The following is a 26,791-nucleotide window of genomic DNA, read 5'->3' as shown; positions in this document are numbered from 1 at the left end:
CACCTGATCCCATCCCGAACTCAGCAGTGAAACGATGCATCGCCGATGGTAGTGTGGGGCTTCCCCATGTGAGAGTAGGTCATCGTCAAGATTCAATTCCGAAGCCCCTGATCGCGATGCGGTCAGGGGCTTTGTCTTTTCAGGGTACCAAGGCACGTGATTGCTGTATGAGACAACCCAGCGCCTTGGACTGGGCTGTCTCGCAGGGAACAAAGTTGCAAGCATCAGCAGCGTGGGAGCGGGCTAGCCCCGCGATGCGGTGTATGGCACCGGCTTCGCCGGTGATCGCGGGGCTGATGCTTGAAAACCTGTACCCTGCGCGAAAGCGCAGCCCGAACAGTCATCCCCCGACCCCCGCCATCCAAGACAAAAAAAGGCCGCTCCCGGTTGGGAGCGGCCTTCTTGCTATCGGGGCATACGCCCCTGCCAGTGATATCAGCTCAGCAGGTTACGCACATTGCCCATCGCCTCATCGGCAAAGCCCTGCAGGAACGCCTGGAAGCCCGGCAGGGCCTCTGGACCACCCTCCCAGGGCTCGGCCTGGATGGTCCAGGTCGCACGGCTGCGGTTGGCATCGATCGCCTGCACTTGCATGGCAGCCCACAGGTTGCCGATATTCAGGCTGGTGTAGATCAGGCTCCAGGTCATGTGCATGGCCTGCTCGTCACGGCTGTTCAACTGCTCGATCACCACGTTGCCATCCTTGAACAGCTTCTTGCGCACCGAGCGCACGCCACTGCCGGTCATCTCGATGTGCGCCAGCGCAGGGATGAACACCGGGAAGCCGGCGAAGTTGCCGACGATGTTCCACACGCTGGCGGCTGGGGCGGCGATCTCGACGCTGGAAACCACCAGGCAGCCTTGCGGGTTACGGATCAGCGTGTCGGGTTTGAGTGTTTGCATGGGATGTTGCTCCTGTTGCGGATTGAAGGGATCAGATAAAACCGATGTCGGCCAGGTAGCGGCAGCCGCGGCTGAGCAGCGTCGGGTCCTTGCTCGGGTAACGGGCGCCCATGCGCTGAACGCCGGCACGGGCGTTGTCGTGGGCGATGCCGGAGATGTCGCCGATGTCTTCCTCGAAACCGTCCAGATAGAAACCCAGGACGTCGTACAGCGCGTTGTCGCGGTCGACCCGGGCCAACTGGTGCTGCCATTGCTCGACGCTCACCAGCTCGAAGGCGTGGCCCTGCGCTTGGAACGACGCCAGGTAGTCACGCCAGCGCAGCGGTTCAGGGTTGTGCAGGTTGAACACGCATTGGCCTGCCTGGTGGCGGCTACTGTGGAAGGCGATGAAACGGGACAGGAAGTCCACTGGCATGAGGTCGAAGTCGATCTCCAGCCCCGGCACCTGGCCCAGTTGCAGCGAACCCTTGAGCATCAGCATCAGTCGATTGCGCTGGGGCTGGCAGGCGCCCGTGCGGCTGTCGAAGGTGATGTTGCCGGGGCGGAACAGGTTGACCCACACGCCCTGCTCGCGGGCGCGGCTGAGGATGCGCTCGCCGACCCACTTGCTCAGGTTGTAGCCATTGCGGATATAGATCGGCGGGGTACTGGCCGGATCGCTCTCCAGCACGCGACCATCGTTGTCCACGGCGCTGCACGCGGACAGGGTCGAGACGAAGTTGAAGATCTTCTTGCGTCGGCCTTCGCACAGCCGCAGGCACTCGAACAACGGCTCGATGTTGTCGGCGGCCAGCACCTCGTAGTCGAGCACATGGTTGACCTGCGCGGCGTTGTGCAGCAGGGCGCCATAGTGGTTGTCCAGGTCGTCGTAATCGGCCTGGGACAAGCCCAGCAGCGGCTTGCGCAGGTCTGCCTCGAGTACCCGCACGCGGCTCAGGTCCAGGTTGATGTGGTTTTCCTGCAGGGCCTGGGTGAAGCGCTCCTCGGCGGACCGCCCACCGGCTCGGCGTACCAGACAGGCGACTTCGGTGGCGCCCCATTCCAGCAAGGCTTCGACCAGGTGCACGCCAAGGAAGCTGTTTGCCCCCGTGACGATGACCTTGTGCACATCGCCCAGACGTTCCATCGGCAGTACCTGCAAGCCGAGATCGCGGTTGGCGTCCTGCTCCAGGCGCGCCAGGGAGGTCTGCAGCGCATCATCATTGCCGTCGAGCAGCGCACCCAGGCGCTGCAGGGTCGGCTGCTCGATGAAACGGTTGATTGCCACACCTTGGCCGAAGTGTTCCCGGATCTCCAGCAACAGGCGTGACAGCAGGATCGAGTGCCCGCCCAGATTGAAGAAGCTGTCGTCCATGGAGATGTCGGCTGGTGGCAGTTCCAGCAACCCGCTCCACAGCTGCAGCAGGCGCTTCTCGGTCTCGGTCGTCGGTGCGATGCGCGCGTTCGTCGGTAGGGTCAGTGGTCGTGCCGACAGTGCCCGGCGGTCCACCTTGCCGTTGGCCGTATAGGGCATGTGCTCCAGCACCTGGTAGAACATCGGGCGCATGTAGTCGGGTAGGTGCCGCTCGGCATGCTCACGCAACACGGCTTGCGCATCGGCCCGCTGCGGATGGGCGAGGAAGGCCAGGATCCGGCGCTGCGCGTCGATCACCACCGCTACCTGGGCGAACAGGTGACTGTCGCGCAGGCAGTGTTCGATCTCCTCGGGCTCGACCCGGAAGCCTCGGATCTTCACCTGGTTGTCCCGCCGTCCGCACAGCTCGATGCCCTGGGCGGTCCACTTGCCAATGTCTCCGGTGCGATAGGCTCGCAGCGTGCGGCCTGCGGGCAGGCTCAGCTCGACGAAGCGTTCGGCGGTCAGTGCAGGCTTGTTCAGATAGCCCAGGCCGACACCGGGCCCGGCGATGTACAGCTCGCCAGGGGTCTGCTCCGCGACCGGTCGCAGATCCTGGTCAAGTATCAGCACCTGGGTGTTGGCGATGGGCAGGCCCAGGTTGCGGTTGCTGTCGCCGTTGGCGAACACCCGGGTGGTCGCCAGCACGGTGGTTTCCGTCGGCCCGTAGATGTTGTGCATCCGGCACTGGCCGGCCAGGCGGGTGATGACCTGCGGCTCACAGACGTCGCCGCCAGTGATCAGATGACGCAGGCCGAGGTGGAGGTCGCGGGGCAGGATGCTCAGCAGGGCCGGTGGCAGGAACGCATGGCTGACCTCCTGGCTGTGGATAAGTTGTACCAGTTGCCGCGGATCACGGCGTTGGTCCTCGCTGGGCACTACCAGCTCGGCACCGCAGAGGAAGGTCGGCAGGATGTCCAGCAGCGAGGCATCGAAGCCGATGGTGGAGAACTGCAGCACCCGGCTGTGCCCGTCCAGGGCCACATGCTCGCGATACCAGGCCATGAAGTGCGCCAGGTTGCGCTGGCTGAGCAGCACGCCCTTGGGCTGGCCGGTGGTGCCGGAGGTGTAGATCGCCACGCAAGCCTGCCCTGCGCCGGCCTGGCGCAGCGCCAGGCCAGGCAACGGCATGCCCGGTGTCGTTGCGAGGCTGCGAACATCCACATGGGGGATATCCACAGGCACATGCCCGTCATGCAGCACGACGCAGGCACCGGCATCCTCGAGGATCGACTGGCGTCGTTCGGCCGGTGTGGCCGGGTCCAGCGGCAGGTAGATGGCCGCACAGCCCAGCGCCGCCAGCAGGCTGGCATAAAGGTCAGGCGACTTGTCCATGCACACGGCGACCACCGGTGGCTGTTCACCGGGTTCAGGCAGCAACGGTACCAGGGCCTGCTGGATGGCGACGGTGCGGGCATGCAACTGGCGATAGCTTGAGCGCTGGCCGGCGTGGTTCAGCGCGGGGCATTCGGCATGCAGGCGCAGGCTGTGCTCCAGTGTCTCGACCAGGCTCGTTTCGGCCTGCTCCAGCAGCTCGGCGCGCAGTGTGCGGTTGAATGGATGGCGGTAGGCCAGTACCTCCAGCCAGTCCAAGCCGTGCTCGCGCTCCTGGTCACCGGGGCTGACTGCGGGCGCTTCCTGCAGGTACGTCGGATTGCGGGCAAATCGGGTGACCTGCAGGGCCAGTTGATCACACAGGGCCCGCAGGGCGTCTTCACGCAACTGCTGGCCGTTGCCGGAGCCCGGCGCGGGGATCGCCGCTCGCTGGATCAGCCGCTGGGCGCTGGCACTGCCGCACCAGCACAGGGCTTCCAGTTGCGGCAGGGGCTCGGCGAAGCTGGCGCCCAGGCGCAGCCTGAGCAGTGGCGTGTTACCCAGGGCATGCCAGTCGCAGCTGCCCAGGGCCAGGCTGCCATCTTCCACCACCAGGTCCGGCCGGGCCGACAGCTGCTGGCGCAAGGCTTGCGCGCTGTCGACGGTGGCCGGGCCATGGCCGTGCTCGTCAAGGAGGCGGGCGAATGCCTTCAGGGTGGGACTGTTGCCCACCAGGAGTATGTCGAGGCGTCTCATATCCAGGTCCTCAGGGCAGGTAGTCGCGCAGTGCGTCTTGCACACAGGGCGACTCGAGCATCGAGCTGCTGCGGAAGAAACGCAGGATGTTGCCCAGCAGCGGATGTTGGTGATTGATCGGGTAGGCCAGGCCTTGCGCTTCCTCACGCAAGGCCTGGCGCACCGTTTCATTCACCGGCAAGGCGGCGATCAGGGCGCAGTCGAAAGCCTGCTGGATGTCGCTGGTCAGGTACTGGCGCAGGAACAGCGGCAGCACCCTGGCGATCGCCTGGCGATCCGTTTCTGGCGCGCTGTGCCAGTAGATGCGCGTAAGCCGCGCCCAGAAGCTGGAATGACGGCCTTCGTCCAGCAGGTGATCGGCCATCAGTCCCTTCACCGAGGGTTTGACCGAGTCGTCCTTGGCAAAGGCCGCGACATCGTCGGTCAGGGTGTTCTCGGCGATGCCCACGCAGATCAGCTCCAGCGCATCGCGCAGGCCCTCGGGCACCCGGTCCAGCACGGCCGGAATGGCGCGGCTGAGTTCGATCTCCTGGGGCAGGGCGATCGGCTCGATGCCGGTCAGGGCGATGGTCTGCTGCAGGAAGTCCATCGCCACCAGGGCGTGATAGTCCTCGTCCACCACCACGGTCATCGCGTCGTAGCGGCAGGCGAACGGGAACCGCACGGCAAAGCGATCCTTGGCGATGCGCCGGGCTGTACGGTCGACGATTTCGGTCTCGAAGATCACCACATCGTTGATGAACTTGTAGAGGCTTTGCACCAGCACGAAATCACGCAACTGAGGACATTCGCGCTGGAACGTCGCGCCGAGCACCAGGGGTTGGCGGCTCAGGGGGTAGATCAGTCGCTGGTCATCCTCCACCAGGCGCCGGGGCCGGGTGCGTATGGTCGCCCGAGCCTCCCAGGCCTCGGCAAAGGAGCGGTACTCAAGGGCGTTCATGGGGTGACCTCGGCGACAGGCGTCTGCAGCGAGGCCCGCAGGCGGTCCCACAGCGCCATGCGGCTGTCCACTGCGGCGATGGCGGCCACGTAGACGTCTTCCTGGCGCAGCGGGTCGTGGTCGACCAGGCGAGCGAGCAACTGCTCGGCGGCAGGCCCATGGTCTTCGGAGTCCACCTCGATGTGGCGCTGCAGGTAGTAACGGAAGGTCGGCGCCTGCTCGGTGCCGATGCCCCACTCGTCGAGGATCTGCTGGAACATCGCCGGGATCACGCTTTCCCGGCCGTGCAGGAAGGCGGCCGCGACCCGGTGGGCCGGTGCGTCGAGGGCCACCTCGAGGGTGTCGCGGACGAATCGCTGGGCGGCCTCACTGGCACCGCAGCGCTGCAGGGCATCGATGGCCGTGATGCCCTGCTGCTGCAGGGTGATGAAGCGATCGATGGCCTGGGTGCTGGCGCCGACTTCGCGCATGGCATCCAGGTACAGCTCGAAGTGGCTGTAGTGGCCGTGGTCGAGGCGGTCGTCCGACTCTTCGCCCAGCACGATCTCGTTGATCAGACGCGCAGCGGCCGGGTCCGCCGGCGGTAGCCAGGGCAGGCTGACGCAGGTCAGCTCCTGCTGCAGGCGCTTGGTCAGTGACATGAAGTCCCAGACTGCAAAAACATGGGTTTCCATGAACCGGCGCAGTGTCTGCAGCGAGTCGATTTCGGAAAAGAGTGGGTGCAGGGAAAGTTCATGTTTCTTGTCGGAAAGTGTGCGCTTCAATGTGCTCATGATGAGGTCCGTTAAGGATGGCATTCAGGGGTTAAGTTGCTCTGCATATTGTTCTTTATATAAATTCCAGGCGAAGTGATGCCTCGAACGAAATGTCGACATCGAACAACGAGCAGAGGCCGGCAGGGCTTGTCTGGCAAGGCGTCCACGGTGATGCCTGGCCGCCCTTGGCTGGCGCTATAAAAGTTAGAACAACTTCAAAGTTTGTAGCAATTGTTTTTTTGATTATTTTATGCTCGGACTTTTCTTGAAATATAAGTGTCCGAATAAAACTTTGAGTAAGTTTTATTTTGGCAATATGTGCTCCTTCCGATAAATAACGATCAGAAAAATAGACACAGAGTGAATGCCTCACTCGGAGCACTGATGAACGGAGATGGGAGAATGACTATTGGAGGGCGGCTGATCGCGTGCGGTCCTTGCCCTGGTGCCAGATTCCTTCTGCAGGTGAATGAGGAGGCAGGCGGCCAGGTCCACGTCTGATGATCAGCGGCCGCTGCGGGGAGTAGAGTGTGCCCAAAATGCTGGCACTGCCATGGCCTGCGACGGACCGGGCAGTGGAAATACCCTGATCAGCGTGTGGATGGCAGGAGGGGAGGGTTAGTAGCTGAGCAGCCCGAGGTGGCTGTTGAAGATGCGCACCAGACGCTGGTTGAGCAGCGAGGCATCGACCGATTGCCCCGGCAATTCAATCAGCTCCAGCTCCCGCCTTACCAGTCTGTGCCAGCCGAGCATCGCCGCCAGGGAGCCAGGCGGGTAGAGCACGGTCATCGGCACATGCAATGGAAGGTTGCTGGTACTGAACTGCGGGCTGTCACAGCTTGAAACAAACAAGTGACGGGTTAGCCCCGGACTCGCCTCCTGCACCTGTTGGATCAGGGCTAGGGCGATGTGCGCGCCCAACCCTTGGGCGAACATGGCGTGGGGTTGTGCAAGGTAGGGCTGAAGCTGCTCGCGCAGGGCCAGGGTCAGGCGCCCGGCCACGGGCAGTGCGGCGGACTGTTCCAGGTCGGCAATGCTCGGGACATCGACCGCGACCAGTTCGATGGGGTCGCTGAGGGTTCTTGCCCAGGTACGATACTGGGCAAGTTGTTGCCGGGTGCTGGCCAGGCAGATCAGGCGGATCCTGGACGGCTGGTCGGGCGTGGTTTCCTGTCGCGTCTGCACGTGCACTGCCGTTCCTTGTGGCGGATCGTGTCTGCGCAGCGACGCGGTCGCTGAAGTCGGCTGCGCGGTTGAGCAGGATCAGTTGGCCGATTGCCTGTCGAGGTAGCTCCTGATGGTGCGCGCGGCGTGGTTCAGGTGCTCTTCCAGGAGCTCGATGGCTTCGTCCACCAGTTTGTCGCTGGCGGCGTCGACCAGGGCGATGTGATCGTCCTGGGTGAGCTTGCCCAGCCCCATCGAAGACAGGTGGAAGCGAAGGAAGCGTTCCTCTTCGTTGAGCTCGATCTCGATCATGCGCAGCAGTTTCTGGTTCTGCGCCTTGCTGTAGAGGGCCATGTGGAACAAACGGTTGAGCCGGCCGATCTCGGCGTGGCGGGTCTCGTTCTCCAGTTGGCGGATATACGCCCTGGCCTGGGCGATGTCGTCGGCATCGAGCAAGGGGATCGACTGGCGCAGCGCCTCGGTCTCGAGCAGCACGCGCAAGGCGTAGGTGTCGACGGCATCCTCGCCGATCAGTGGCGCCACCACGGCCCCTTTGTGCATCACCACCTGCAGCAGGGACTGGGCCTCGAGCTGGCGCAGGGCCTCGCGCACAGGCATGCGGCTGACGCCGAACAGGGTCGCCAGCTCTTGCTGGCGCACGGCGGTGCCCGGTGGCAGGCGGCCGTCGAGGATGGCACTGCGCAGGCGCTCTTCGATGACACCGCGGGCCAGGTGCGGCGGTACCTGCTCGCTGCCCAGCACGGTGCTCAGGAGTTTGGGTTTCTCAGCCACGCGGGGTTCGCCTCGGCAACATGAAAATTGGATCCAATAACCCTAGTGAGGGTAGGGGGCGCTTGTCAAACGGATTGATCAAGCCGGTGCGCCATGGCGCACTGACGAAACGCGGCTATCGTGAAGCAAGTTGCCGGCATTGGGAAGATGGCCAAGGTCGCCAGCCCTTGTACGAAGCGGGTTTGCCGACAGTTGGCAGCACGGGCACCCGGTGCCATTGTCTTTTGCCGCGCCAGCCCGCACCATCGCTGCTTTCGACTGATCTGAACAGGTGTCCGCAGTGGCGATACCTTGGCCCCTCAATGCGACCGTACGCCGGCTCGGCCTTGCCGTGCTGCTCGGCTGCCTGTGGCTGGGCGCTACCCAGGCGGATTGGGACTTCTCGCAGATCAGCCGCCGTGCGCAGGCCCTGTACGGCCCGTTGGGCCCGGGCCAGGGACGCATCGATGCCTGGCAGAACCTGTTGACGGCACAGAAGCAGGGTAGCGAGCTGGAGCAGTTGCAGGTGGTCAACCTGTTCTTCAACAAGCAGTTGCGCTACGTCGAGGACATCGACCTGTGGCACGAGGTGGACTACTGGGCCACGCCGGTGCAGTCGCTGATCAAGGGCGCGGGTGATTGCGAGGACTATGCCATCGCCAAGTATTTCAGCCTGCGGCGCATGGGCGTTCCGGCGGAGAAGCTGCGCATCACCTACGTCAAGGCCCTGCGCCAGAACCGTGCGCACATGGTCCTGACCTATTATTCAAGCCCACAGGCCCAGCCTCTGGTGCTCGACAGCCTGATGGACGCGATCAAGCCGGCCAGCCAGCGTACCGACCTGCTGCCGGTGTATGCCTTCAATGGTGAAGGCCTGTGGCTGACCGGAGCTGGCGGCAACAAGAAGGTCGGCGACACCAAGCGCCTGTCACGGTGGCAGGACTTGCTGAAGAAAATGCAGGCCGAAGGGTTCCCGGCCGAACCGGTTTACTGAAGGAGCACAGATGTCACTGTTCAAACAATTGCTGCTAGCCATTTGCCTGTTCCTGGTGGTCGCCTTCAGTGGCAGCTTCATGGTCAGCCTGGAGAGCTCGCGCAGCCAGTACGTCAACCAGCTGCGTTCCCATGCCCAGGATGCGGCGACCGCGCTGGCGCTGTCGCTGACGCCGAACATCGACGATCCGGCGATGGTCGAGCTGATGGTCAGCTCGATCTTCGACAGTGGCTACTATTCGAGTATCAAGGTCATCGACCTGGACTCCAGTGCCGTGCTGGTCGAGCGCCATGCCGAGCCCGACGCGGGGAGCGTGCCGGGTTGGTTCATCCAGCTGATCGGCCTGGACCCGGCCGGCGGTGACGCCATTGTCAGCCGTGGCTGGCAGCAGGCGGCGCGGGTCGAGGTGATCAGCCATCCGATGTTTGCCCTGGCCAAGCTCTGGCAGAGCGCCCTTGGCAGCCTGGGTTGGTTGCTGCTGTGCGGCGCGGCGAGCGCGGTGCTCGGGGCCCTGCTGCTGCGTCGCCAGTTGCGGCCGCTCGACTACATGGTGGCGCAGTCCCACGCCATTGCCCGCCGTGAGTTCCTCAGCCTGCCGGAGTTGCCGCGTACGCCCGAGCTGCGCCGGGTGGTGCAGGCGATGAACCAGATGGTCGAGAAGCTCAAGGCGCTGTTCACCGAGCAGGCCGAGCGCAGCGAGAAACTGCGTGCCGAGTCGTACCAGGACAGCCTCACCGGGCTGGCCAACCGCCGTTACTTCGAAATGCAGCTCAATGCCCGGGTCAGCAACCTGGAGGAGGCCCGGGCCGGCTACCTGCTGTTGCTGAGGGTCCAGGACCTGGCGGGCCTGAATGCGCGCCTGGGTGGCCAGCGCACCGACCAGTTGCTGCAGGCGGTGGGCGAGCAGTTGCGCCGCACCTGTGCGAACTTCCCCGAGACCAATGACCTGATCACCCGTAGCCGTGGCGGCGAGTTCGCGGTGTTGGCGCCGGGCATGGTGCATGACGAGGCGATCCAGTTGGCCCAGGCCCTGGAAACCACCTTGCAGAGCTTGCACGAGACCGGCGCCAGCGATGTCGACCCGGTGGCCTGCATCGGCCTGGCGCCCTACAGTCCTGGGGATGCCCCGCCAGCGTTGCTCAAGCTCGCCGACGAAGCCCTGGCCCGCGCCGAGAGCCAGCCCGCGCCGGGGTGGGTATGCTTGGAGCAGGGCGCCGCAGGCCAGGCCGCCGACAGCCACCACGCCTGGCACACGCGCCTGGACCAGGCGTTGGGCAAGGGGCAGTTCGAGCTGTTCTTCCAGCCGGTCGTGGATGCCAGGGCGCCGGAGCGGGTGCTGCACTACAAGGTCATCTCGCGCCTGCACGATGAGCAGGGCGAAGCCCTGGCGGCCGGCCGTTTCCTGCCGTGGCTGGAGCGCTTCGGCTGGATGGCGCGGCTGGACCTGCTGGTGCTGGAAAAAGTGCTCAAGCACTTGCAGGGGCATGGCGAGGCGCTGGCGCTGAACCTGTCGGCCGCGACCCTGGCCGATCCCAAGGCGCTGCAGCGGGTTTACGAGCTGCTGGGCCAGCATGGTGCACTGGGGCGGCGGCTGACATTCGAGATTGGCGAGGAGCAATTGCCCGAGCAGTCGGCGCTGGAACAACTGACCCGACGCCTGCGCGCACTGGGCTTCAGCCTGGCGCTGCAGCGCTTCGGCGGGCGCTTCAGCATGATCGGCAACCTCGCCCACCTGGGGCTGGCCTACCTGAAGATCGACGGTGGCTACATCCGCAACATCGACCAGGAGCGGCACAAGCGCCTGTTCATTGAGGCCATCCAGCGCGCGGCGCACAGCATCGACCTGCCGTTGATCGCCGAGCGGGTCGAGACCGAAGGGGAGTTGAAGGTATTGCGGGAGATGGGCGTGCAGGGGATCCAGGGGCAACTGGTGGGTGGGCCGGCGCCCTGGCGTTGAGCGGTACCCTGCGGGGGCATACAAGGGGCGCGTGATCAGATCAACCCGCCGTCCTCGTCTTCCTCGATCAGGTTGTTCAGGCCGCCCAGCGCCTTGCGTGCGGTGGAGCGGTTGAGCAGCTTGGCCTGGGCGCCCGGTGGCAGGTCGGTGATGCTGAATACGCCCTTGGCGGTCAACACTTCGATCAGGTCCTCCAGTACCCGGATCATGTCCAGGTCGCTCTGCTTGAGCTGCTTGAGGCTGTTCTCGACAACGTCGTCGGCGAACCATTCCTGGATCTCGGCATTGTCTGCCGGGACCATGTCGGTAAAACCGTCAAACGCGGCGGCTTCCACCCGCAGCAACTGGCCTTCGGCGTCGCGTTGCACGTAGAACATGGCGGCGTCCCTCGTCACGATGAATCCTTTTTGGTAGTCAGCAGCATAGGCAAAGTTCACCGGGCATGTAAGCCCGGTGCACGAGTATGCGCGTGAAGGGATGGCTGGAAAAGCCCGCGCCCCGACGCCGGCCCTTGCGGGCCGTGGGCGGGGAGGGGGATCAGCTGTTGGAGTTGTCGATCTTGATGGTCGGGTCGGCGCCGCTGATCAACGAGTTGATCGTGGTGTTGGACCAGTTCACGCCCTCGAGCTTGATGGTCACGTCGGCGTTGGCCAGGCCGCCGGCGGCGTTGAGCTTGCCTTCGGTGCTGACCTGCAGGGTCGACTCGCCATTGACCGTGGTGATCTTCAGGAAGTTGTCGATGGTGCTGGCCTTCTCGCCCTGGAGCAGGTCGCTCAGGTCGAGGCGGTCGCCCTCGCTGGCCTTGAAGTCCTTGATCACGTCCTTGCCCAGGTCGCCGGCCTTCCACACGAAGATGTCGGCACCGCTGCCGCCGGTCATGATGTCGTCGCCCTTGCCGCCGATGAGGATGTCATTGCCGGCACCGCCGAACAGGATGTCGTTGCCTTCGCCGCCGAGCAGGGTGTCGTTGCCGGTGCCACCGAGCAGAATGTCGTTGCCCTTGCCGCCGTCGATGTAGTCGTTGCCACCCTGGCCGAAGATGATGTCGTTGCCGTTGCCGCCCAGCAGGGTATCGGCGCCGTCGTTGCTACGCGAGACATCGAACTCGGCGTAGTTCTCGGTGATGTACTTGTGCATCGCCCGCGCGTCCACGCTGCCCGAGTCGACGCCCAGCTTGTCGGCGACATAGCCGCGGATCGCCTCGACACCGGTGCCGGCAACACCGTCGAAGACCATCAGGTCGCCAAAGATGATGTCATTGCCGTCGCCGCCATTGACCGTGTCGTTGCCCGGCTGGGTGACTTCGGTATGGCCGAGGATCGCCTCGGCCAGCTTGCTCGGGTCGATGTTGGTCTGCGGCTTGCCGTCGGTGTCGTACGGTTTCAGGTCGTTGGTGTTGACGCCGTTGTTGAGGCCGATGGCCTCGACCTCGGACAGGCCCGAGAGCAGCTTGAAGCTGTCCTGCGAGTTGTTCGTGGTGGTGGTGCTTGTGCTGGATCCACTTCCTCCGCGTGTCGACAGTTCATAGCCACCAATACCGTCGGCGCGAATGTCACCCGATAGCGTTGTACTCCAACCTCCCCGGCCATAGGTCTGTACGGTCAGCGCTCCGTCGCTCCCGATGGTGATGTAGTTCGTGTTGTCCAGGTACTTGCTGACCGTCATGCCAGCCTTGTAATTGATGGAGGCCAGGTAGCTGTCGAAGCTGTTACCGCTAGTGCCCAGGTTTGGGTTGCCTTGCTCGTTGGCCTGGTAGTAGGTCGGCTGGCCATCGGTAATGAAGAAGGTCTGGTTGCTGCCGGTATTCCCTGCGGCCTTGAGAGACTGGAACCAGTTGGCGGTGGTCTTGAAGGCATCCTCGTAGTTGGTGCCGCCGTTGGCATTGAGCGTGTTCAGGGCATTGAGCAAGGTTTGCAGGCCTGCATCGTTCAGGGTCACCGCAACGTTGCTCTTGACCTGGGTGGCGAAGTCCACCAGGAGGATGTTCACGGTACCCGACTGGTCGCCCTTGACGCTGGCGGCCAGGGTCTTGAACACCGATTCCAGGGACTTCTTCGCCGCATCCACGCCGGACGAGCCCATGCTGCCCGAGGTGTCGACGATGAAGGCGAGGTTGTAGTCCTGGCCTGGCACCACGTGCAGGCCGGTGACGTCGGCCACCACCACATCGTTGCCGTCGGTACCGGTGATGTTGTCGCTGTCCGAAGACAGGTTGCTGGTGGTGTAGGACTGCGGGTAGACCGTGACCTTGATGGTGCCTTCGCTGGTCGCGGTGCTGCCGCCGACGCTCTCGGTGGAGGTCGAGCTGACCTTCACGTCGAACTGGCCGGCGTAGTAGGCCGGTGGCTTGATGGTCAGGCCACCCAGGTTCCAGCCGGTGACGTCCACCGCGTCCTTGCCGACGGTGATGGTGTGGCCGGCGTTGTCGGCCAGCACAGAGCCTGCCGGGATGCCGCTGAGCTTGACGCTCAGGGATTCGGAGCCGTCGGTGTCGGTCAGGTTGGTGCTGATGCCCACCAGCTTGACCGGGGCGCCGTTCTCACTGCCTTCGTTGAGCTTGTAGCCGTCGTAGTAGCCCTGGTTGTTGCTACCGTGCAGGTCGCCGACGGTCACGCCGGCGTTGGTCAGGTCCTTGACGCTCGGGTACATCGGGATGTTCGAGCTGTTGAGGTCGGTGACCGCGCCGTTGCCCACCTTGATGTTGACGTCCAGGCTGCCGGGGCCGGCCTGGTTGGCGTTGTAGATCTCCAGGGTGTAGTAGCCGCTGGTGGTCGGGGTGAAGCTGCCGGAGATGGCGCCGCTGCCCGAGCCCCAGGTGCCGCTGGCGACGTTCTTGCCACCCACGACGATCTGCAGGCTGTCGTCGGCGGTGCCGCTGAACGCATAGGTCTTGCCGGCTTCCAGGTAGATCAGGCCGGAGGTCTTCGAGCCCGTGCCAGGCGTCACGGTGGCGACCGTGTCGACGCCGGTGACGGTCTCGCTCTTGCTGGCATTGCCGGAGTTGGCGAAGACGTTCTTCAGCGCATCGCCGGTGATGCCGTTGCCGTTGTTACCCAGGCCGGTGAGGCTGTTCCAGGTTTCCTTGAGCAGGCCGATGGAGTTGACGTTGTTGTTGCCGATGTTCAGGTCAGGCTTGTCGGCCACTGGCGCGATATCGACCTTCATGGTCACTTCGCCGCCGGCGTTGGTGCCGTCGTTGGGCTTGTACTTGATCTGCGCGTAGTCGGCCTGCTTGTTGCCCACGCCGCTGCCACCATAGCCGTCGACGCCCGACTGGTTGGCCAGTGGCACGAACTTGAGCTTGCCGGCGGCGATGTCGGCCTGGCTGATGTTCTGGTTCAGCGACACATCGACCCACGAGGTGCCGTTGAAGAACTTCAGGCTGCCCAGGTCCGGCAGCTTGCTGATGGTCACCGACAGGCCGGTGTTGCCATCGGCGTCACTGACGTTGAAGTCGCCCCACTTGAACACGTAGTCGGTGTCTTCGCTGCCGGTCACGGCGCCACCGGTCGACACCGGCGCGTGGTCGTTGTCGATGATGGTGGTGGTGACGCTGGACTTGCCGGCGTCGACCTGCAGGTTCTCGAAGCCGCCGCCCGTGGCGCCGCTGATCTTGACCGTAAAGTTCTCCGAGCCCTCGACCAGCTTGTCGTCGATGGTCTTGATGTCGAAGGCGGTGCCGCTGCTGCCCGCCGGGATCTTCACGGTGACCACGCCGGTGAAGTCCTGGCCGTCGGTGGCGGTGCCGCTGTAGGTCAGGGTGATGGTCACCTCGGACTTCGACGGGTTGCTCAGGGTCAGGTTGTAGTGGGCGGTGTCACCTTCGGTCACCGAGGTGTCGCCGCTGATGCCGACGGTGGTCAGGTCGCCCTGGCCGCTCGGCTCGTCGGTGACGCTGGTGGTGACGGTGTTGCTGCCCAGGGTCAGCTTCTCGAAGTTGTCGCCGCCGGCGACCGATTCGATCTTGTTGACGATGTTCGGCTGGCCACCGACGTACGGGTCGTCCTTGGCGGTGATGGTGAAGGTGCCGCTGGCGCTGCCGGCCGGGATGGTGACCTTGGTGCCATCGGTCAGGGTGAAGGTCAGGCCATTGTGGCCGGTGACCGACAGGCCCTGGGCGTTGGTCAGGGTCACGGTGTAGGTGACCTGGCCGCCTTCGCTGACGGTAGTCTTGTCGGCGGACAGGGTGGCGACCACTTCACTGATGGTGTCGCTGATCTGCACGGTGGCGTTGCCGCCCAGTTCCAGATTTTCGAAGGTCTTGCCGGTGACGGTGGCATCGGTGATGCCTACGGTCAGCGAGCTGCCATCCTTGAACACGTCGTCGCCCTGGGCGGCGGCCTTGTACTCGACCTGGGTCTGGCCGGCCGGGATGATCACCTTGGCACCGTTGCTCAGGGTCACGGTCAGGTCCTGTGCCAGCTTCTGGCTGACCTTGACGGTGAACGACGGCTGCTGGTCTTCGGTGACGTTGCCGTTGCCGACGATGGTGACCGAAACCTTGTCGCCCTGGTTGCCGGTGCCCGGGGTGCCCGAACCTGGCTCGTCGGTGACGGTAGTCTTCACTTCGTTCTGACCCAGGGTCAGCTTCTCGAAGTTGTCCGCGCCGGTGACGCCGGTGATCTTGTTGCTGATGGTCGGCTGACCGCCGACGAATACATCGTCTGCGGCGGTGATGGTGAAGGTGCCGCTGGCGCTGCCGGCCGGGATGGTGACCTTGGTGCCGTCGGTCAGGGTGAAGGTCAGGCCATTGTGGCCGGTGACCGACAGGCCCTGGGCGTTGGTCAGGGTCACGGTGTAGGTGATCTGGCCGCCTTCGGAAACGGTGGTCTTGTCGGCGGACAAGGTGGCCACGACTTCACTGATGGTGTCGGTGATCTGCACGGTGGCATTGCCACCCAGCTCGAGGTTCTCGAAGGTCTTGCCGGTGACTGTGGCATCGGTGATGCCGACGGTCAGCGAGCTGCCGTCCTTGAACACGTCGTCGCCTTGGGCGGCGGCCTTGTACTCGACCTGGGTCTGGCCGGCCGGAATGACTACCTTGGCGCCATTGCTCAGGGTGACGGTCAGGTCCTGGTCGAGCTTCTGGCTGACCTTGACGGTGAACGACGGCTGCTGGTCTTCGGTGACGTTGCCGTTGCCGACGATGGTAACGGAGACCTTGTCGCCCTGGTTGCCGGTGCCTGGAGTGCCCGAGCCCGGTTCGTCGGTCACCGTGGTGGTCAGGGTATTGCTGCCGAGGGTCAGCTTCTCGAAGTTGCCGCCACCGGTGACGGACTCGATCTTGTTGACGATGCTCGGCTGGCCGCCGACGAACACGTCGTCCTTGGCGGTGATGGTGACCGTACCAGTGGCGCTGCCGGCCGGGATGGTGACCTTGGTGCCGTCGGACAGGGTGAAGGTCAGGCCGTTGTGGCCGGTGACCGAGAGGCCCTGGGCGTTGGTCAGGGTCACGGTGTAGGTGAACTGGCCACCCTCGGCAACCGTGGTCTTGTCGGCGGACAGGGTCGCGACCACTTCGCTGATGGTGTCGCTGATCTGCACGGTGGCCGAACCGCCGAGCTCGAGGTTCTCGAAGGCCTTGCCGACCACGCTGGCATCGGTGATGCCGACGGTGAGCGGGCCGCCGTCCTTGAATACGTCGTCGCCCTGGACCGGCGCCTTGTACTCGACCTGGGTCTGGCCGGCAGGGATAACTACCTTGGCGCCATTGCTCAGGGTCACGGTGAGGTCCTGGTCGAGCTTCTGGCTGACCTTGACGGTGAACGACGGCTGCTGGGCTTCGTTGACATCGCCGTTGCCGACGATGGTGACCGAGACCTTGTCGCCCTGGTTGTCGGTGCCTGGAGTGCCCGAGCCCGGTTCGTCGGTGACCGAGGTCTTCACTTCGTTCTGACCCAGGGTCAGTTTCTCGAAGTTGTCGGCACCGGTGACGCCGGTGATCTTGTTGCTGATGGTGGCCTGGCCGCCGACGAACACGTCGTCCGGTGCGGTGATGGTGGCAGTGCCAGTGGCGCTGCCGGCTGGGATGGTGACCTTGGTGCCGTCGGACAGGGTGAAGGTCAGGCCGTTATGACCGGTGACCGACAGGCCCTGGGCGTTGGTCAGGGTCACGGTGTAGGTGATCTGGCCACCCTCAGTGACAGTGGTCTTGTCGGCGGACAAGGTGGCCACGACTTCACTGATGGTGTCGGTGATCTGCACGGTGGCGTTGCCGCCCAGTTCCAGATTCTCGAAGGTCTTGCCGGTGACCGTGGCATCGGTGATGCCGACGGTCAGCGAGCTGCCGTCCTTGAACACATCATCACCTTGGGCGTTGGCCTTGTACTCGACCTGGGTCTGGCCGGCCGGGATGATCACCTTGGCGCCATTGCTCAGGGTGACGGTCAGGTCCTGGTCGAGCTTCTGGCTGACCTTGACGGTGAACGACGGCTGCTGGGCTTCGTTGACGTTGCCGTTGCCGACGATGGTGACGGAGACCTTGTCGCCCTGGTTGTCGGTGCCTGGGGTGCCCGAACCTGGTTCGTCGGTGACGGTAGTCTTCACTTCGTTCTGACCCAGGGTCAGTTTCTCGAAGTTGTCGGCACCGGTGACACCAGTGATCTTGTTGCTGATGGTCGGCTGACCGCCGACGAATACATCGTCCGCGGCGGTGATGGTGAAGGTGCCGCTGGCGCTGCCGGCCGGGATGGTGACCTTGGTGCCGTCGGTCAGGGTGAAGGTCAGGCCATTGTGGCCGGTGACCGACAGGCCCTGGGCGTTGGTCAGGGTCACGGTGTAGGTGATCTGGCCGCCTTCGGCAACGGTGGTCTTGTCGGCGGACAAGGTGGCCACGACTTCACTGATGGTGTCGGTGATTTGCACGGTGGCGTTGCCACCCAGCTCGAGGTTCTCGAAGGTATGGCCCGGAACCGTGGCATCGGTGATACCGACGGTCAGCGAGCTGCCGTCCTTGAACACGTCGTCGCCCTGTGCGGCGGCCTTGTACTCGGTCTGGGTCTGACCTGCCGGGATCACCACCTTGTCGCCGTTGGACAGGGTGACGGTCAGGTCGTAGCCAAGCTTCTGGCTGACCTTGACGGTGAACGACGGCTGCTGGTCTTCGGTGACGTTGCCGTTGCCGACGATGGTGACGGATACCTTGTCGCCCTGGTTGTCGGTGCCTGGAGTTCCGGTGCCCGGCTCGTCGGTCACGGAGGTCTGCACTTCGTTCTGACCCAGGGTCAGTTTCTCGAAGTTGTCGGCACCGGTGACGCCGGTGATCTTGTTGCTGATGGTGGCCTGGCCGCCAACGAAGACGTCGTCAGGCGCCGTGATGATGGCGGTACCGCTGGCGCTGCCGGCCGGGATGGTGACCTTGGTGCCGTCGCTGAGGGTAAAGGTCAGGCCGTTGTGGCCGGTGACCGACAGGCCCTGGGCGTTGGTCAGGGTCACGGTGTAGGTGATCTGGCCGCCTTCGGACACGGTGGTCTTGTCGGCGGACAGGGTGGCGACCACTTCACTGATGGTGTCGGTGATCTGCACGGTGGCGTTGCCACCCAGCTCGAGGTTCTCGAAGGTCTTGCCGGTGACTGCGGCATCGGTGATGCCGACGGTCAGCGAGCTGCCATCCTTGAACACGTCGTCGCCCTGGGCTGCGGCTTTGTACTCGACCTGGGTCTGACCGGCTGGAATGACGACTTTGTCGCCATTGCTCAGGGTGACGGTCAGGTCCTGGCCAAGTTTCTGGCTGACCTTGACGGTGAACGATGGCTGCTGGTCTTCGGTGACGTTGCCGTTGCCGACGATGGTAACGGAGACCTTGTCGCCCTGGTTGTCAGTGCCTGGGGTGCCGGTACCCGGCTCATCGGTCACGCTCGTGGTGACGGTGTTGTCACCGAGGGTCAGCTTCTCGAAGTTGTCGCCACCGGCAACCGATTCGATCTTGTTGACGATGCTCGGCTGGCCACCGACGAACACGTCGTCCGGTGCAGTGATGGTGAAGGTACCGCTGGCGCTGCCGGCTGGAATGGCGACTTTGGTGCCATCGGTCAGGGTGAAGGTCAGGCCGTTGTGGCCATTGACCGGCAGACCCTGGGCATTGGTCAGGGTCACGGTGTAGGTGACCTGGCCGCCTTCGGTGACGGTGGTCTTGTCGGCGGTGAGGGTCGCAACCACTTCACTGATGGTGTCGGTGATCTGCACCGAGGCGTTGCCGCCCAGCTCCAGGTTCTCGAAGGCTTTGCCATCGACGGCAGCATCGGTGATGCCGACGGTCAGGGTGTCGCCGTCCTTGAAGACGTCATCACCTTGGGCTTTCGCCTTGTACTCGGCCTCGGTCTGACCGGCAGGGATCACGACCTTGTCGCCGTTCGACAGGGTCACGGTCAGGTCATGGTCGAGCTTCTGGCTGACCTTGACGGTGAAGGCCGGCTGCTGGTCTTCGGTGACGTCGCCTTTGCCGACGATGGTGACGGTGACCTTGTCGCCCTGGTTGTCGGTGCCTGGAGTGCCAGTGCCTGGCTCATCGGTCACGGTCGTGGTGATCGTGTTGTCGCCGAGGGTCAGCTTCTCGAAGTTGTCGCCACCGGCAACCGACTCGATCTTGTTGACGATCGAAGGCTGGCCGCCGACGAACACGTCGTCCGGTGCAGTGATGGTGAAGGTACCGCTGGCGCTGCCGGCTGGAATGGTGACCTTGGTGCCGTCGGTCAAGGTGAAGGTCAGGCCATTGTGGCCAGTGACCGACAGGCCTTGGGCGTTGGTCAGGGTCACGGTGTAGGTGATCTGGCCGCCTTCGGTGACGGTGGTCTTGTCGGCGGTGAGGGTCGCCACCACCTCGCTGACGGTGTCGGTGATCTGGACGGAGGCATTGCCACCCAGTTCCAGATTTTCGAAGGCCTTACCGTCAACGGCGGCATCGGTGATGCCGACGGTCAGGGTATCGCCATCCTTGAAAACGTCTTCGCCCTGGGCCTTGGCTTTGTACTCGGCTTCGGTCTGGCCGGCTGGAATGACGACTTTGTCGCCGTTCGACAGGGTCACGGTCAGGTCATGGTCCAGCTTCTGGCTGACCTTGACGGTGAAGGCCGGCTGCTGGTCTTCGGTGACATCGCCTTTGCCGACGATGGTGACGGTGACCTTGTCGCCCTGGTTGTCGGTGCCTGGAGTGCCAGTGCCCGGCTCGTCAGTGACGGAGGTCTTCACTTCGTCCTGACTCAGGGTCAGTTTTTCGAAGTTGTCGGCACCGGTCACGCTTTCCAGTTTGTTGGTAATGGTCGGTTGACCACCAACGAACACGTCGTCCGGTGCAGTGATGGTGAAGGTACCGCTGGCGCTACCGGCCGGAATGGTGACCTTGGTGCCATCAGACAGGGTGAAGGTCAGGCCATTGTGGCCGTTGACCGGCAGACCTTGGGCATTGGTCAGGGTCACGGTGTAGGTGATCTGGCCGCCTTCAGTGACCGTGGTCTTATCCGCGGTCAGGGTCGCAACGACCTCGCTGACGGTGTCGGTGATCTGAACCGAGGCGTTGCCGCCCAGCTCCAGATTCTCGAAGGCCTTACCATCGACGGCAGCGTCGGTGATGCCAACTGTCAGGGTGTCACCGTCCTTGAAGACGTCATCACCTTGGGCTTTCGCCTTGTACTCGGCCTCGGTCTGACCGGCAGGGATCACGACCTTGTCGCCGTTCGACAGAGTCACGGTCAGGTCGTGGTCCAGTTTCTGGCTGACCTTGACGGTGAAGGCTGGCTGCTGGTCTTCAGTGACATCGCCTTTGCCAACGATGGTGACGGTGACCTTGTCGCCCTGGTTGTCGGTGCCTGGAGTGCCAGTGCCTGGCTCGTCAGTCACACTTGTGGTGACGGTGTTGTCGCCGAGGGTCAGCTTCTCGAAATTATCGCCACCGGCAACCGATTCGATCTTGTTGACGATGCTCGGCTGGCCACCGACGAATACATCGTCCGGTGCAGTGATGGTGAAGGTACCGCTGGCACTGCCAGCCGGAATGGTCACCTTGGTGCCATCGGTCAGGGTGAAGGTCAGGCCGTTATGGCCATTGACCGGCAGACCCTGGGCATTGGTCAGCGTCACGGTGTAGGTGATCTGGCCACCTTCGCTGACGGTGGTCTTGTCGGCAGTGAGGGTCGCGACGACCTCACTGACGGTGTCGGTGATCTGCACGGTGGCGTTGCCGCCCAATTCCAGATTCTCGAAGGTCTTGCCATCAACGACTGCATCAGTGATGCCGACGGTCAGCGAGCTGCCATCCTTGAAGACGTCATCGCCCTGGGCATCCGCCTTGTACTCGATCTGGGTCTGGCCAGCTGGAATCACCACCTTGGCGCCGTTGCTCAAGGTGACGGTCAGGTCCTGGTCCAGTTTCTGGTTTACCTTGACGGTAAAGGACGGTTGCAGGTCTTCGGTGACATCGCCGTTGCTGACAATGGTGACGGACACCTTGTTGCCGGTATCCGGATCATCAGTGACGGTGGTGGTGAGTGTTTCCTTGCCGAGGGTCAGCTTCTCGAAGTTGTCCGCGCCGCTGACACCTTCAAGCTTGTTCACGATCGAGGGCTGGCCGCCGACGAATACGTCGCTCGGGGCGGTGATGGTGAAGGTACCGCTGGCGCTGCCAGCCGGAATGGTCACCTTGGTGCCATCAGTCAGGGTGAAGGTCAGGCCATTGTGGCCGTTGACCGGCAGACCTTGGACGTTGGTCAGGGTCACGGTGTAGGTGACCTGGCCGCCTTCGGTGACGGTGGTTTTGTCGGCGGTGAGGGTCGCAACCACTTCACTGATAGTGTCGGTGATCTGCACCGAGGCGTTGCCGCCCAGTTCTAGATTCTCGAAGGTCTTGCCGGTGACCGTGGCATCGGTGATGCCGACGGTCAGGGTGTCGCCGTCTTTGAAGACGTCATCACCTTGGGCTTTCGCCTTGTACTCGGCCTCGGTCTGACCGGCAGGGATCACGACCTTGTCGCCGTTCGACAGGGTCACGGTGAGGTCATGGTCGAGCTTCTGGCTGACCTTGACGGTGAAGGCGGGCTGCTGGTCTTCGGTGACGTCGCCTTTGCCGACGATGGTGACGGTGACCTTGTCGCCCTGGTTGTCGGTGCCTGGAGTGCCAGTGCCCGGCTCGTCAGTGACGGAGGTCTTCACTTCGTCCTGACCCAGGGTCAGTTTTTCGAAGTTGTCGGCACCGGTCACGCTTTCCAGCTTGTTGGTGATGGTTGGTTGACCACCAACGAACACGTCGTCCGGAGCGGTGATGGTGAAGGTACCGCTGGCGCTACCGGCCGGAATGGTGACCTTGGTGCCATCAGTCAGGGTGAAGGTCAGGCCATTGTGGCCGTTGACCGGCAGACCCTGGGCATTGGTCAGGGTCACGGTGTAGGTGATCTGGCCGCCTTCAGTGACCGTGGTCTTATCCGCAGTCAGGGTCGCAACGACCTCGCTGACGGTGTCGGTGATCTGGACGGAGGCATTGCCGCCCAGCTCCAGGTTCTCGAAGGCCTTACCGTCAACGGCGGCATCGGTGATGCCGACGGTCAGGGTATCGCCATCCTTGAAGACGTCGTCGCCCTGGGCCTTGGCTTTGTACTCGGCTTCGGTCTGACCGGCCGGAATGACGACTTTGTCGCCGTTCGACAGGGTCACGGTCAGGTCGTGGTCCAGTTTCTGGCTGACCTTGACGGTGAAGGCCGGCTGCTGGTCTTCGGTGACATCGCCTTTGCCGACGATGGTGACGGTGACCTTGTCGCCCTGGTTGTCGGTGCCTGGAATGCCGGTACCAGGCTCATCAGTCACGCTCGTGGTGACGGTGTTGTCACCCAGCGTGAGCTTCTCGAAGTTGTCCGTTCCGCTGACGCCTTCGATCTTGTTGACGATCGAAGGCTGGCCGCCGACGAACACGTCGTCCGGTGCAGTGATGGTGAAGGTGCCGCTGGCGCTGCCGGCTGGAATGGTGACCTTGGTGCCATCGGTCAGAGTGAAGGTCAGGCCGTTGTGGCCGGTGACCGACAGGCCTTGGGCGTTGGTGAGCGTCACGGTGTAAGTGATCTGGCCACCTTCGGACACAGTGGTCTTGTCGGCGGTGAGGGTCGCGACGACTTCGCTGACGGTGTCGGTGATTTGCACCGAAGCGTTGCCGCCCAGCTCCAGATTCTCGAAGGCTTTGCCATCGACGGCAGCATCGGTGATGCCGACGGTCAGGGTGTCGCCGTCCTTGAAGACGTCATCACCTTGGGCTTTCGCCTTGTACTCGGCCTCGGTCTGACCGGCAGGGATCACGACCTTGTCGCCGTTCGACAGGGTCACGGTCAGGTCATGGTCGAGCTTCTGGCTGACCTTGACGGTGAAGGCCGGCTGCTGGTCTTCGGTGACATCGCCTTTGCCGACGATGGTGACGGTGACCTTGTCGCCCTGGTTGTCGGTGCCTGGAGTGCCGGTACCAGGCTCATCAGTCACGCTCGTGGTGACGGTGTTGTCACTCAGCGTGAGCTTCTCGAAGTTGTCCGCGCCACTGACGCCTTCGATCTTGTTGACGATCGAAGGCTGGCCGCCGACGAATACATCGTCAGGGGCGGTGATGGTGAAGGTGCCGCTGGTGCTGCCGGCTGGAATGGTGACCTTGGTGCCGTCGGTCAAGGTGAAGGTCAGGCCATTGTGGCCAGTGACCGACAGGCCTTGGGCGTTGGTCAGGGTCACGGTGTAGGTGATCTGGCCGCCTTCGGTGACGGTGGTCTTGTCGGCGGTGAGGGTCGCAACCACCTCGCTGATGGTGTCGGTGATCTGCACCGAGGCGTTGCCGCCCAGCTCCAGGTTTTCGAAGGACTTGCCGTCAACGGCAGCATCGGTGATGCCGACGGTCAGGGTGTCGCCGTCTTTGAAGACGTCATCACCTTGGGCTTTCGCCTTGTACTCGGCTTCGGTCTGGCCGGCTGGGATGACCACCTTGTCACCGTTGGACAAGGTGACGGTCAGGTCGTGGTCGAGCTTCTGGCTGACCTTGATGGTGAATGATGGCTGCTGGTCTTCGGTGACGTTGCCGTTGCCGACGATGGTAACGGAGACCTTGTCGCCCTGGTTGTCAGTGCCTGGGGTGCCGGTACCCGGCTCATCGGTCACGCTCGTGGTGACGGTGTTGTCACCGAGGGTCAGCTTCTCGAAGTTGTCGCCACCGGCAACCGATTCGATCTTGTTGACGATGCTCGGCTGGCCACCGACGAACACGTCGTCCGGTGCAGTGATGGTGAAGGTACCGCTGGCGCTGCCGGCTGGAATGGTGACCTTGGTGCCGTCGGTCAAGGTGAAGGTCAGGCCATTGTGGCCAGTGACCGACAGGCCTTGGGCGTTGGTCAGGGTCACGGTGTAGGTGATCTGGCCGCCTTCGGTGACGGTGGTCTTGTCGGCGGTGAGGGTCGCCACCACCTCGCTGACGGTGTCGGTGATCTGGACGGAGGCATTGCCACCCAGTTCCAGATTTTCGAAGGCCTTACCGTCAACGGCGGCATCGGTGATGCCGACGGTCAGGGTATCGCCATCCTTGAAGACGTCGTCGCCTTGGGCCTTGGCCTTGTACTCGGCTTCGGTCTGACCGGCCGGAATGACGACTTTGTCGCCGTTCGACAGGGTCACGGTCAGGTCGTGGTCGAGCTTCTGGCTGACCTTGACGGTGAAGGCCGGCTGCTGGTCTTCGGTGACATCGCCTTTGCCGACGATGGTAACGGTGACCTTGTCGCCTTGGTTGTCGGTGCCTGGCGTGCCAGTACCTGGTTCGTCGGTCACGGTCGTGGTAACCGAGTTGTCGCCGAGGGTCAGCTTCTCGAAGTTGTCGCCACCGGCAACCGATTCAATCTTGTTGACGATCGAAGGTTGGCCACCGACGAACACATCGTCCGGTGCGGTAATGGTGAAGGTGCCACTGGCACTGCCAGCCGGGATGGTGACCTTGGTGCCGTCGGTCAGGGTGAAGGTCAGGCCATTGTGGCCGTTGACCGGCAGACCCTGGGCATTGGTCAGCGTCACGGTGTAGGTGATCTGGCCACCTTCAGACACGGTAGTCTTGTCGGCAGTGAGGGTCGCGACGACCTCACTGACGGTGTCGGTGATCTGCACGGTGGCATCGCCACCCAGTTCCAGGTTCTCGAAGGTCTTGCCCGCCACGCTGGCATCGGTCACGCCAAGGGTCACCGAGCTGGCGTCCTTGAACACGTCGTCGCCCTGGGCCGGCAGGCTGTAGGTGGCCTGGGTCTGACCGGCGCTGATGACCACGGTGGCACCATTGGACAGGGTCACGGTCAGGTCATGGTCGAGCTTCTGGCTGACCGACACGGTGAAGGTCGGCTGCTCGGCCTCGGTCACGTTGCCATTGCTGGCGATGCTGACGGTCACCGTGTCGATGCTGTCGCTGATCACGGTCTGGGTCGGCGTGGTGTCGGGTTCCAGCTTCTCGAAGTTGCCGCCGGTGGCACTGGTGATGCTGGTGCTGACCGTGCTGCCATTGACGAACACATCGTTGGCCGGGGTCTGGAAGTCGACGCTGCCGGTGCTTTCGCCGGCCTTGACGGTGATGGTCTGGCCGTTGGACAGGGTGACGGTGACCGGAGTCTGGGCCGGGTTGGTCAGGGTCACGGTATAGGTGATCACGCCGCCTTCGGTGACGCTCGGGGTGGCGGTCAGGGTGGCGGTGGTGGTGTCGATCGAGTCGTTGATCTTCGTTTCAGCTGGCGTCGGGTTCGGCTCCAGTTTCTCGAAGTTGCCACCCGTTGCCCCCGTGATCGTGGTGCTGACGGTGCTGCCATTGTTGTAGACGTCGTTCGCCGGAGTCTGGAAGTCGACGCTACCGGACGACTTGCCGGCCTCGATGGTGACGGTCTGGCCATTGGACAGAGTGACGGTGACCGGGGTCTGGGCCGGGTTGTTCAAGGTCACGGTGTAGGTGATCACGCCACCTTCGGTCACGCTCGGGGTTGCGGTGAGCGTGGCGGTGGTGGTGTCGATGGTGTCGGTTACCTGGGTCACCGCCGGGGTGGTGCTTGGCGTGACAATCAGGCCGTTACCGCCAGTCGTGCCGGTAATGGTCGCGGAGATCTGGCCGCCATCGATGTAGGGTGTGTCGTTGGCGGGGATGTTGACGTTGACGGTGCCGGTGGTCTGGCCGGCCGGGATCACGATGACGGCGCCGTTGGACAGGGTCACGGTCAGGTTGGTCAGCGGTGGCTGGCCGACGGTGGCGGTATAGACGATGACGCCACCCGCCTCGGTGATCGTGGGGGTGGCGCTCAGGGTCAGCCCTGTGGTGAGCGGGACGTTGGTCGTGTTGATGCCGGCAGCGTTGCCGTCCAGTCCGCCCAGTTCCTCGTTCGCCAGGCCGTTGGCGAAGCCGATAGGGCCGGTGGGGAAGCCAATGGTCGGGTCGACCACCCCGGCGGTCTCCTCGAGCAGGACGAAGCTGTGTCCGCCGCCGACCGAACCGCCGCCTGCCGCGGCCGGACCGGCTGCGGTGGCTTCCAGCTCGGTGGTCGGGTCGGCACCGGCGGCGATGGCCTGTTGCAGCTCTTCGACCGAGGGCGCTGCCTGGGCGGTGGCCTGGCTCAGGTCGATGCTGCTGTCGGGCGCATCGGCGCTCCACTGGGTGTCGCGGCCCAGGTCGAGCACACGGCCGTCGGCCAGTTCCAGGGTGACCGCGCCGCCCGCGCCGGTGTCTACCTGTTCGCCCGCCAGCAGGCGATCGCCTTCGATCAGTACGCGCCGGATGCCTTCTGGGGAAACTGCGATGACTTGGCCAACAATGCTTTTGACGATGGCGACAACAGTGCTCATTGGACTCTCCGGGCTACCTGTTCAGTTGGCTTCCATG

General features: G+C 63.6%; 10 protein-coding genes and 1 rRNA gene. 3 read left to right on the top strand and 8 right to left on the bottom strand.

Annotation, left to right across the window (positions count from 1 at the left end; all coding sequences use genetic code 11):
- A 5S ribosomal RNA gene (rrf, locus tag ACVWZ5_RS14865) occupies positions 1-91 on the top strand; the annotation flags it as partial.
- Between the two features lie 344 nt (positions 92-435).
- On the opposite strand, the gene ACVWZ5_RS14860 is transcribed toward rrf, so the two are convergent.
- From ACVWZ5_RS14860 to ACVWZ5_RS14835, 6 genes are all read right to left on the bottom strand, one after another.
- Positions 436-903, bottom strand: a complete 468-nt coding sequence (locus ACVWZ5_RS14860; RefSeq protein ID WP_062575583.1) for an SRPBCC family protein — start codon at positions 901-903, stop codon at positions 436-438.
- A gap of 31 nt (positions 904-934) precedes the next feature.
- Positions 935-4,366 (bottom strand): amino acid adenylation domain-containing protein, encoded by a 3,432-nt coding sequence (locus tag ACVWZ5_RS14855; RefSeq protein WP_457340705.1) that lies wholly within the window; start codon positions 4,364-4,366, stop codon positions 935-937.
- Between the two features lie 10 nt (positions 4,367-4,376).
- Positions 4,377-5,306 carry a diiron oxygenase gene (locus tag ACVWZ5_RS14850; RefSeq protein ID WP_084943660.1) on the bottom strand — a complete coding sequence of 310 codons (930 nt, stop codon included), beginning with the start codon at positions 5,304-5,306 and terminating at the stop codon, positions 4,377-4,379.
- Positions 5,303-6,079, bottom strand: coding sequence for a DUF3050 domain-containing protein (locus tag ACVWZ5_RS14845; RefSeq protein ID WP_062575580.1), 777 nt, complete (start codon positions 6,077-6,079; stop codon positions 5,303-5,305). The genes ACVWZ5_RS14850 and ACVWZ5_RS14845 overlap by 4 nt, the downstream gene beginning before the upstream one ends.
- Before the next feature lie 600 nt (positions 6,080-6,679).
- Complete coding sequence (locus ACVWZ5_RS14840; protein WP_157763515.1) at positions 6,680-7,246, bottom strand: hypothetical protein; 567 nt, start codon at positions 7,244-7,246, stop codon at positions 6,680-6,682.
- Positions 7,247-7,324: 78 nt separating this feature from the next.
- Complete coding sequence (locus ACVWZ5_RS14835) at positions 7,325-8,017, bottom strand: GntR family transcriptional regulator (protein WP_062575578.1); 693 nt, start codon at positions 8,015-8,017, stop codon at positions 7,325-7,327.
- A gap of 271 nt (positions 8,018-8,288) precedes the next feature.
- Here ACVWZ5_RS14835 and lapG point away from each other — a divergent pair, with 271 nt between their 5' ends.
- Positions 8,289-8,990, top strand: coding sequence for a cysteine protease LapG (lapG, locus tag ACVWZ5_RS14830; RefSeq protein WP_232532218.1), 702 nt, complete (start codon positions 8,289-8,291; stop codon positions 8,988-8,990).
- 10 nt (positions 8,991-9,000) lie between these two features.
- A complete protein-coding gene (lapD, locus tag ACVWZ5_RS14825) occupies positions 9,001-10,947 on the top strand; it encodes a cyclic di-GMP receptor LapD (RefSeq protein WP_457340704.1) in 1,947 nt (648 codons plus the stop codon).
- A 35-nt stretch (positions 10,948-10,982) separates the two neighbouring features.
- Here the strand turns inward: lapD and ACVWZ5_RS14820 are convergent, their stop codons facing one another.
- Positions 10,983-11,324, bottom strand: a complete 342-nt coding sequence (locus ACVWZ5_RS14820; protein WP_028693096.1) for a hypothetical protein — start codon at positions 11,322-11,324, stop codon at positions 10,983-10,985.
- A gap of 160 nt (positions 11,325-11,484) precedes the next feature.
- Positions 11,485-26,754 (bottom strand): retention module-containing protein, encoded by a 15,270-nt coding sequence (locus tag ACVWZ5_RS14815; protein WP_457340703.1) that lies wholly within the window; start codon positions 26,752-26,754, stop codon positions 11,485-11,487.
- Between the last annotated feature and the right edge of the window lie 37 nt (positions 26,755-26,791).

This window comes from Pseudomonas sp. TE6283 (assembly GCF_054060555.1).
This window is presented reverse-complemented; position numbering and strand designations above follow the sequence as displayed.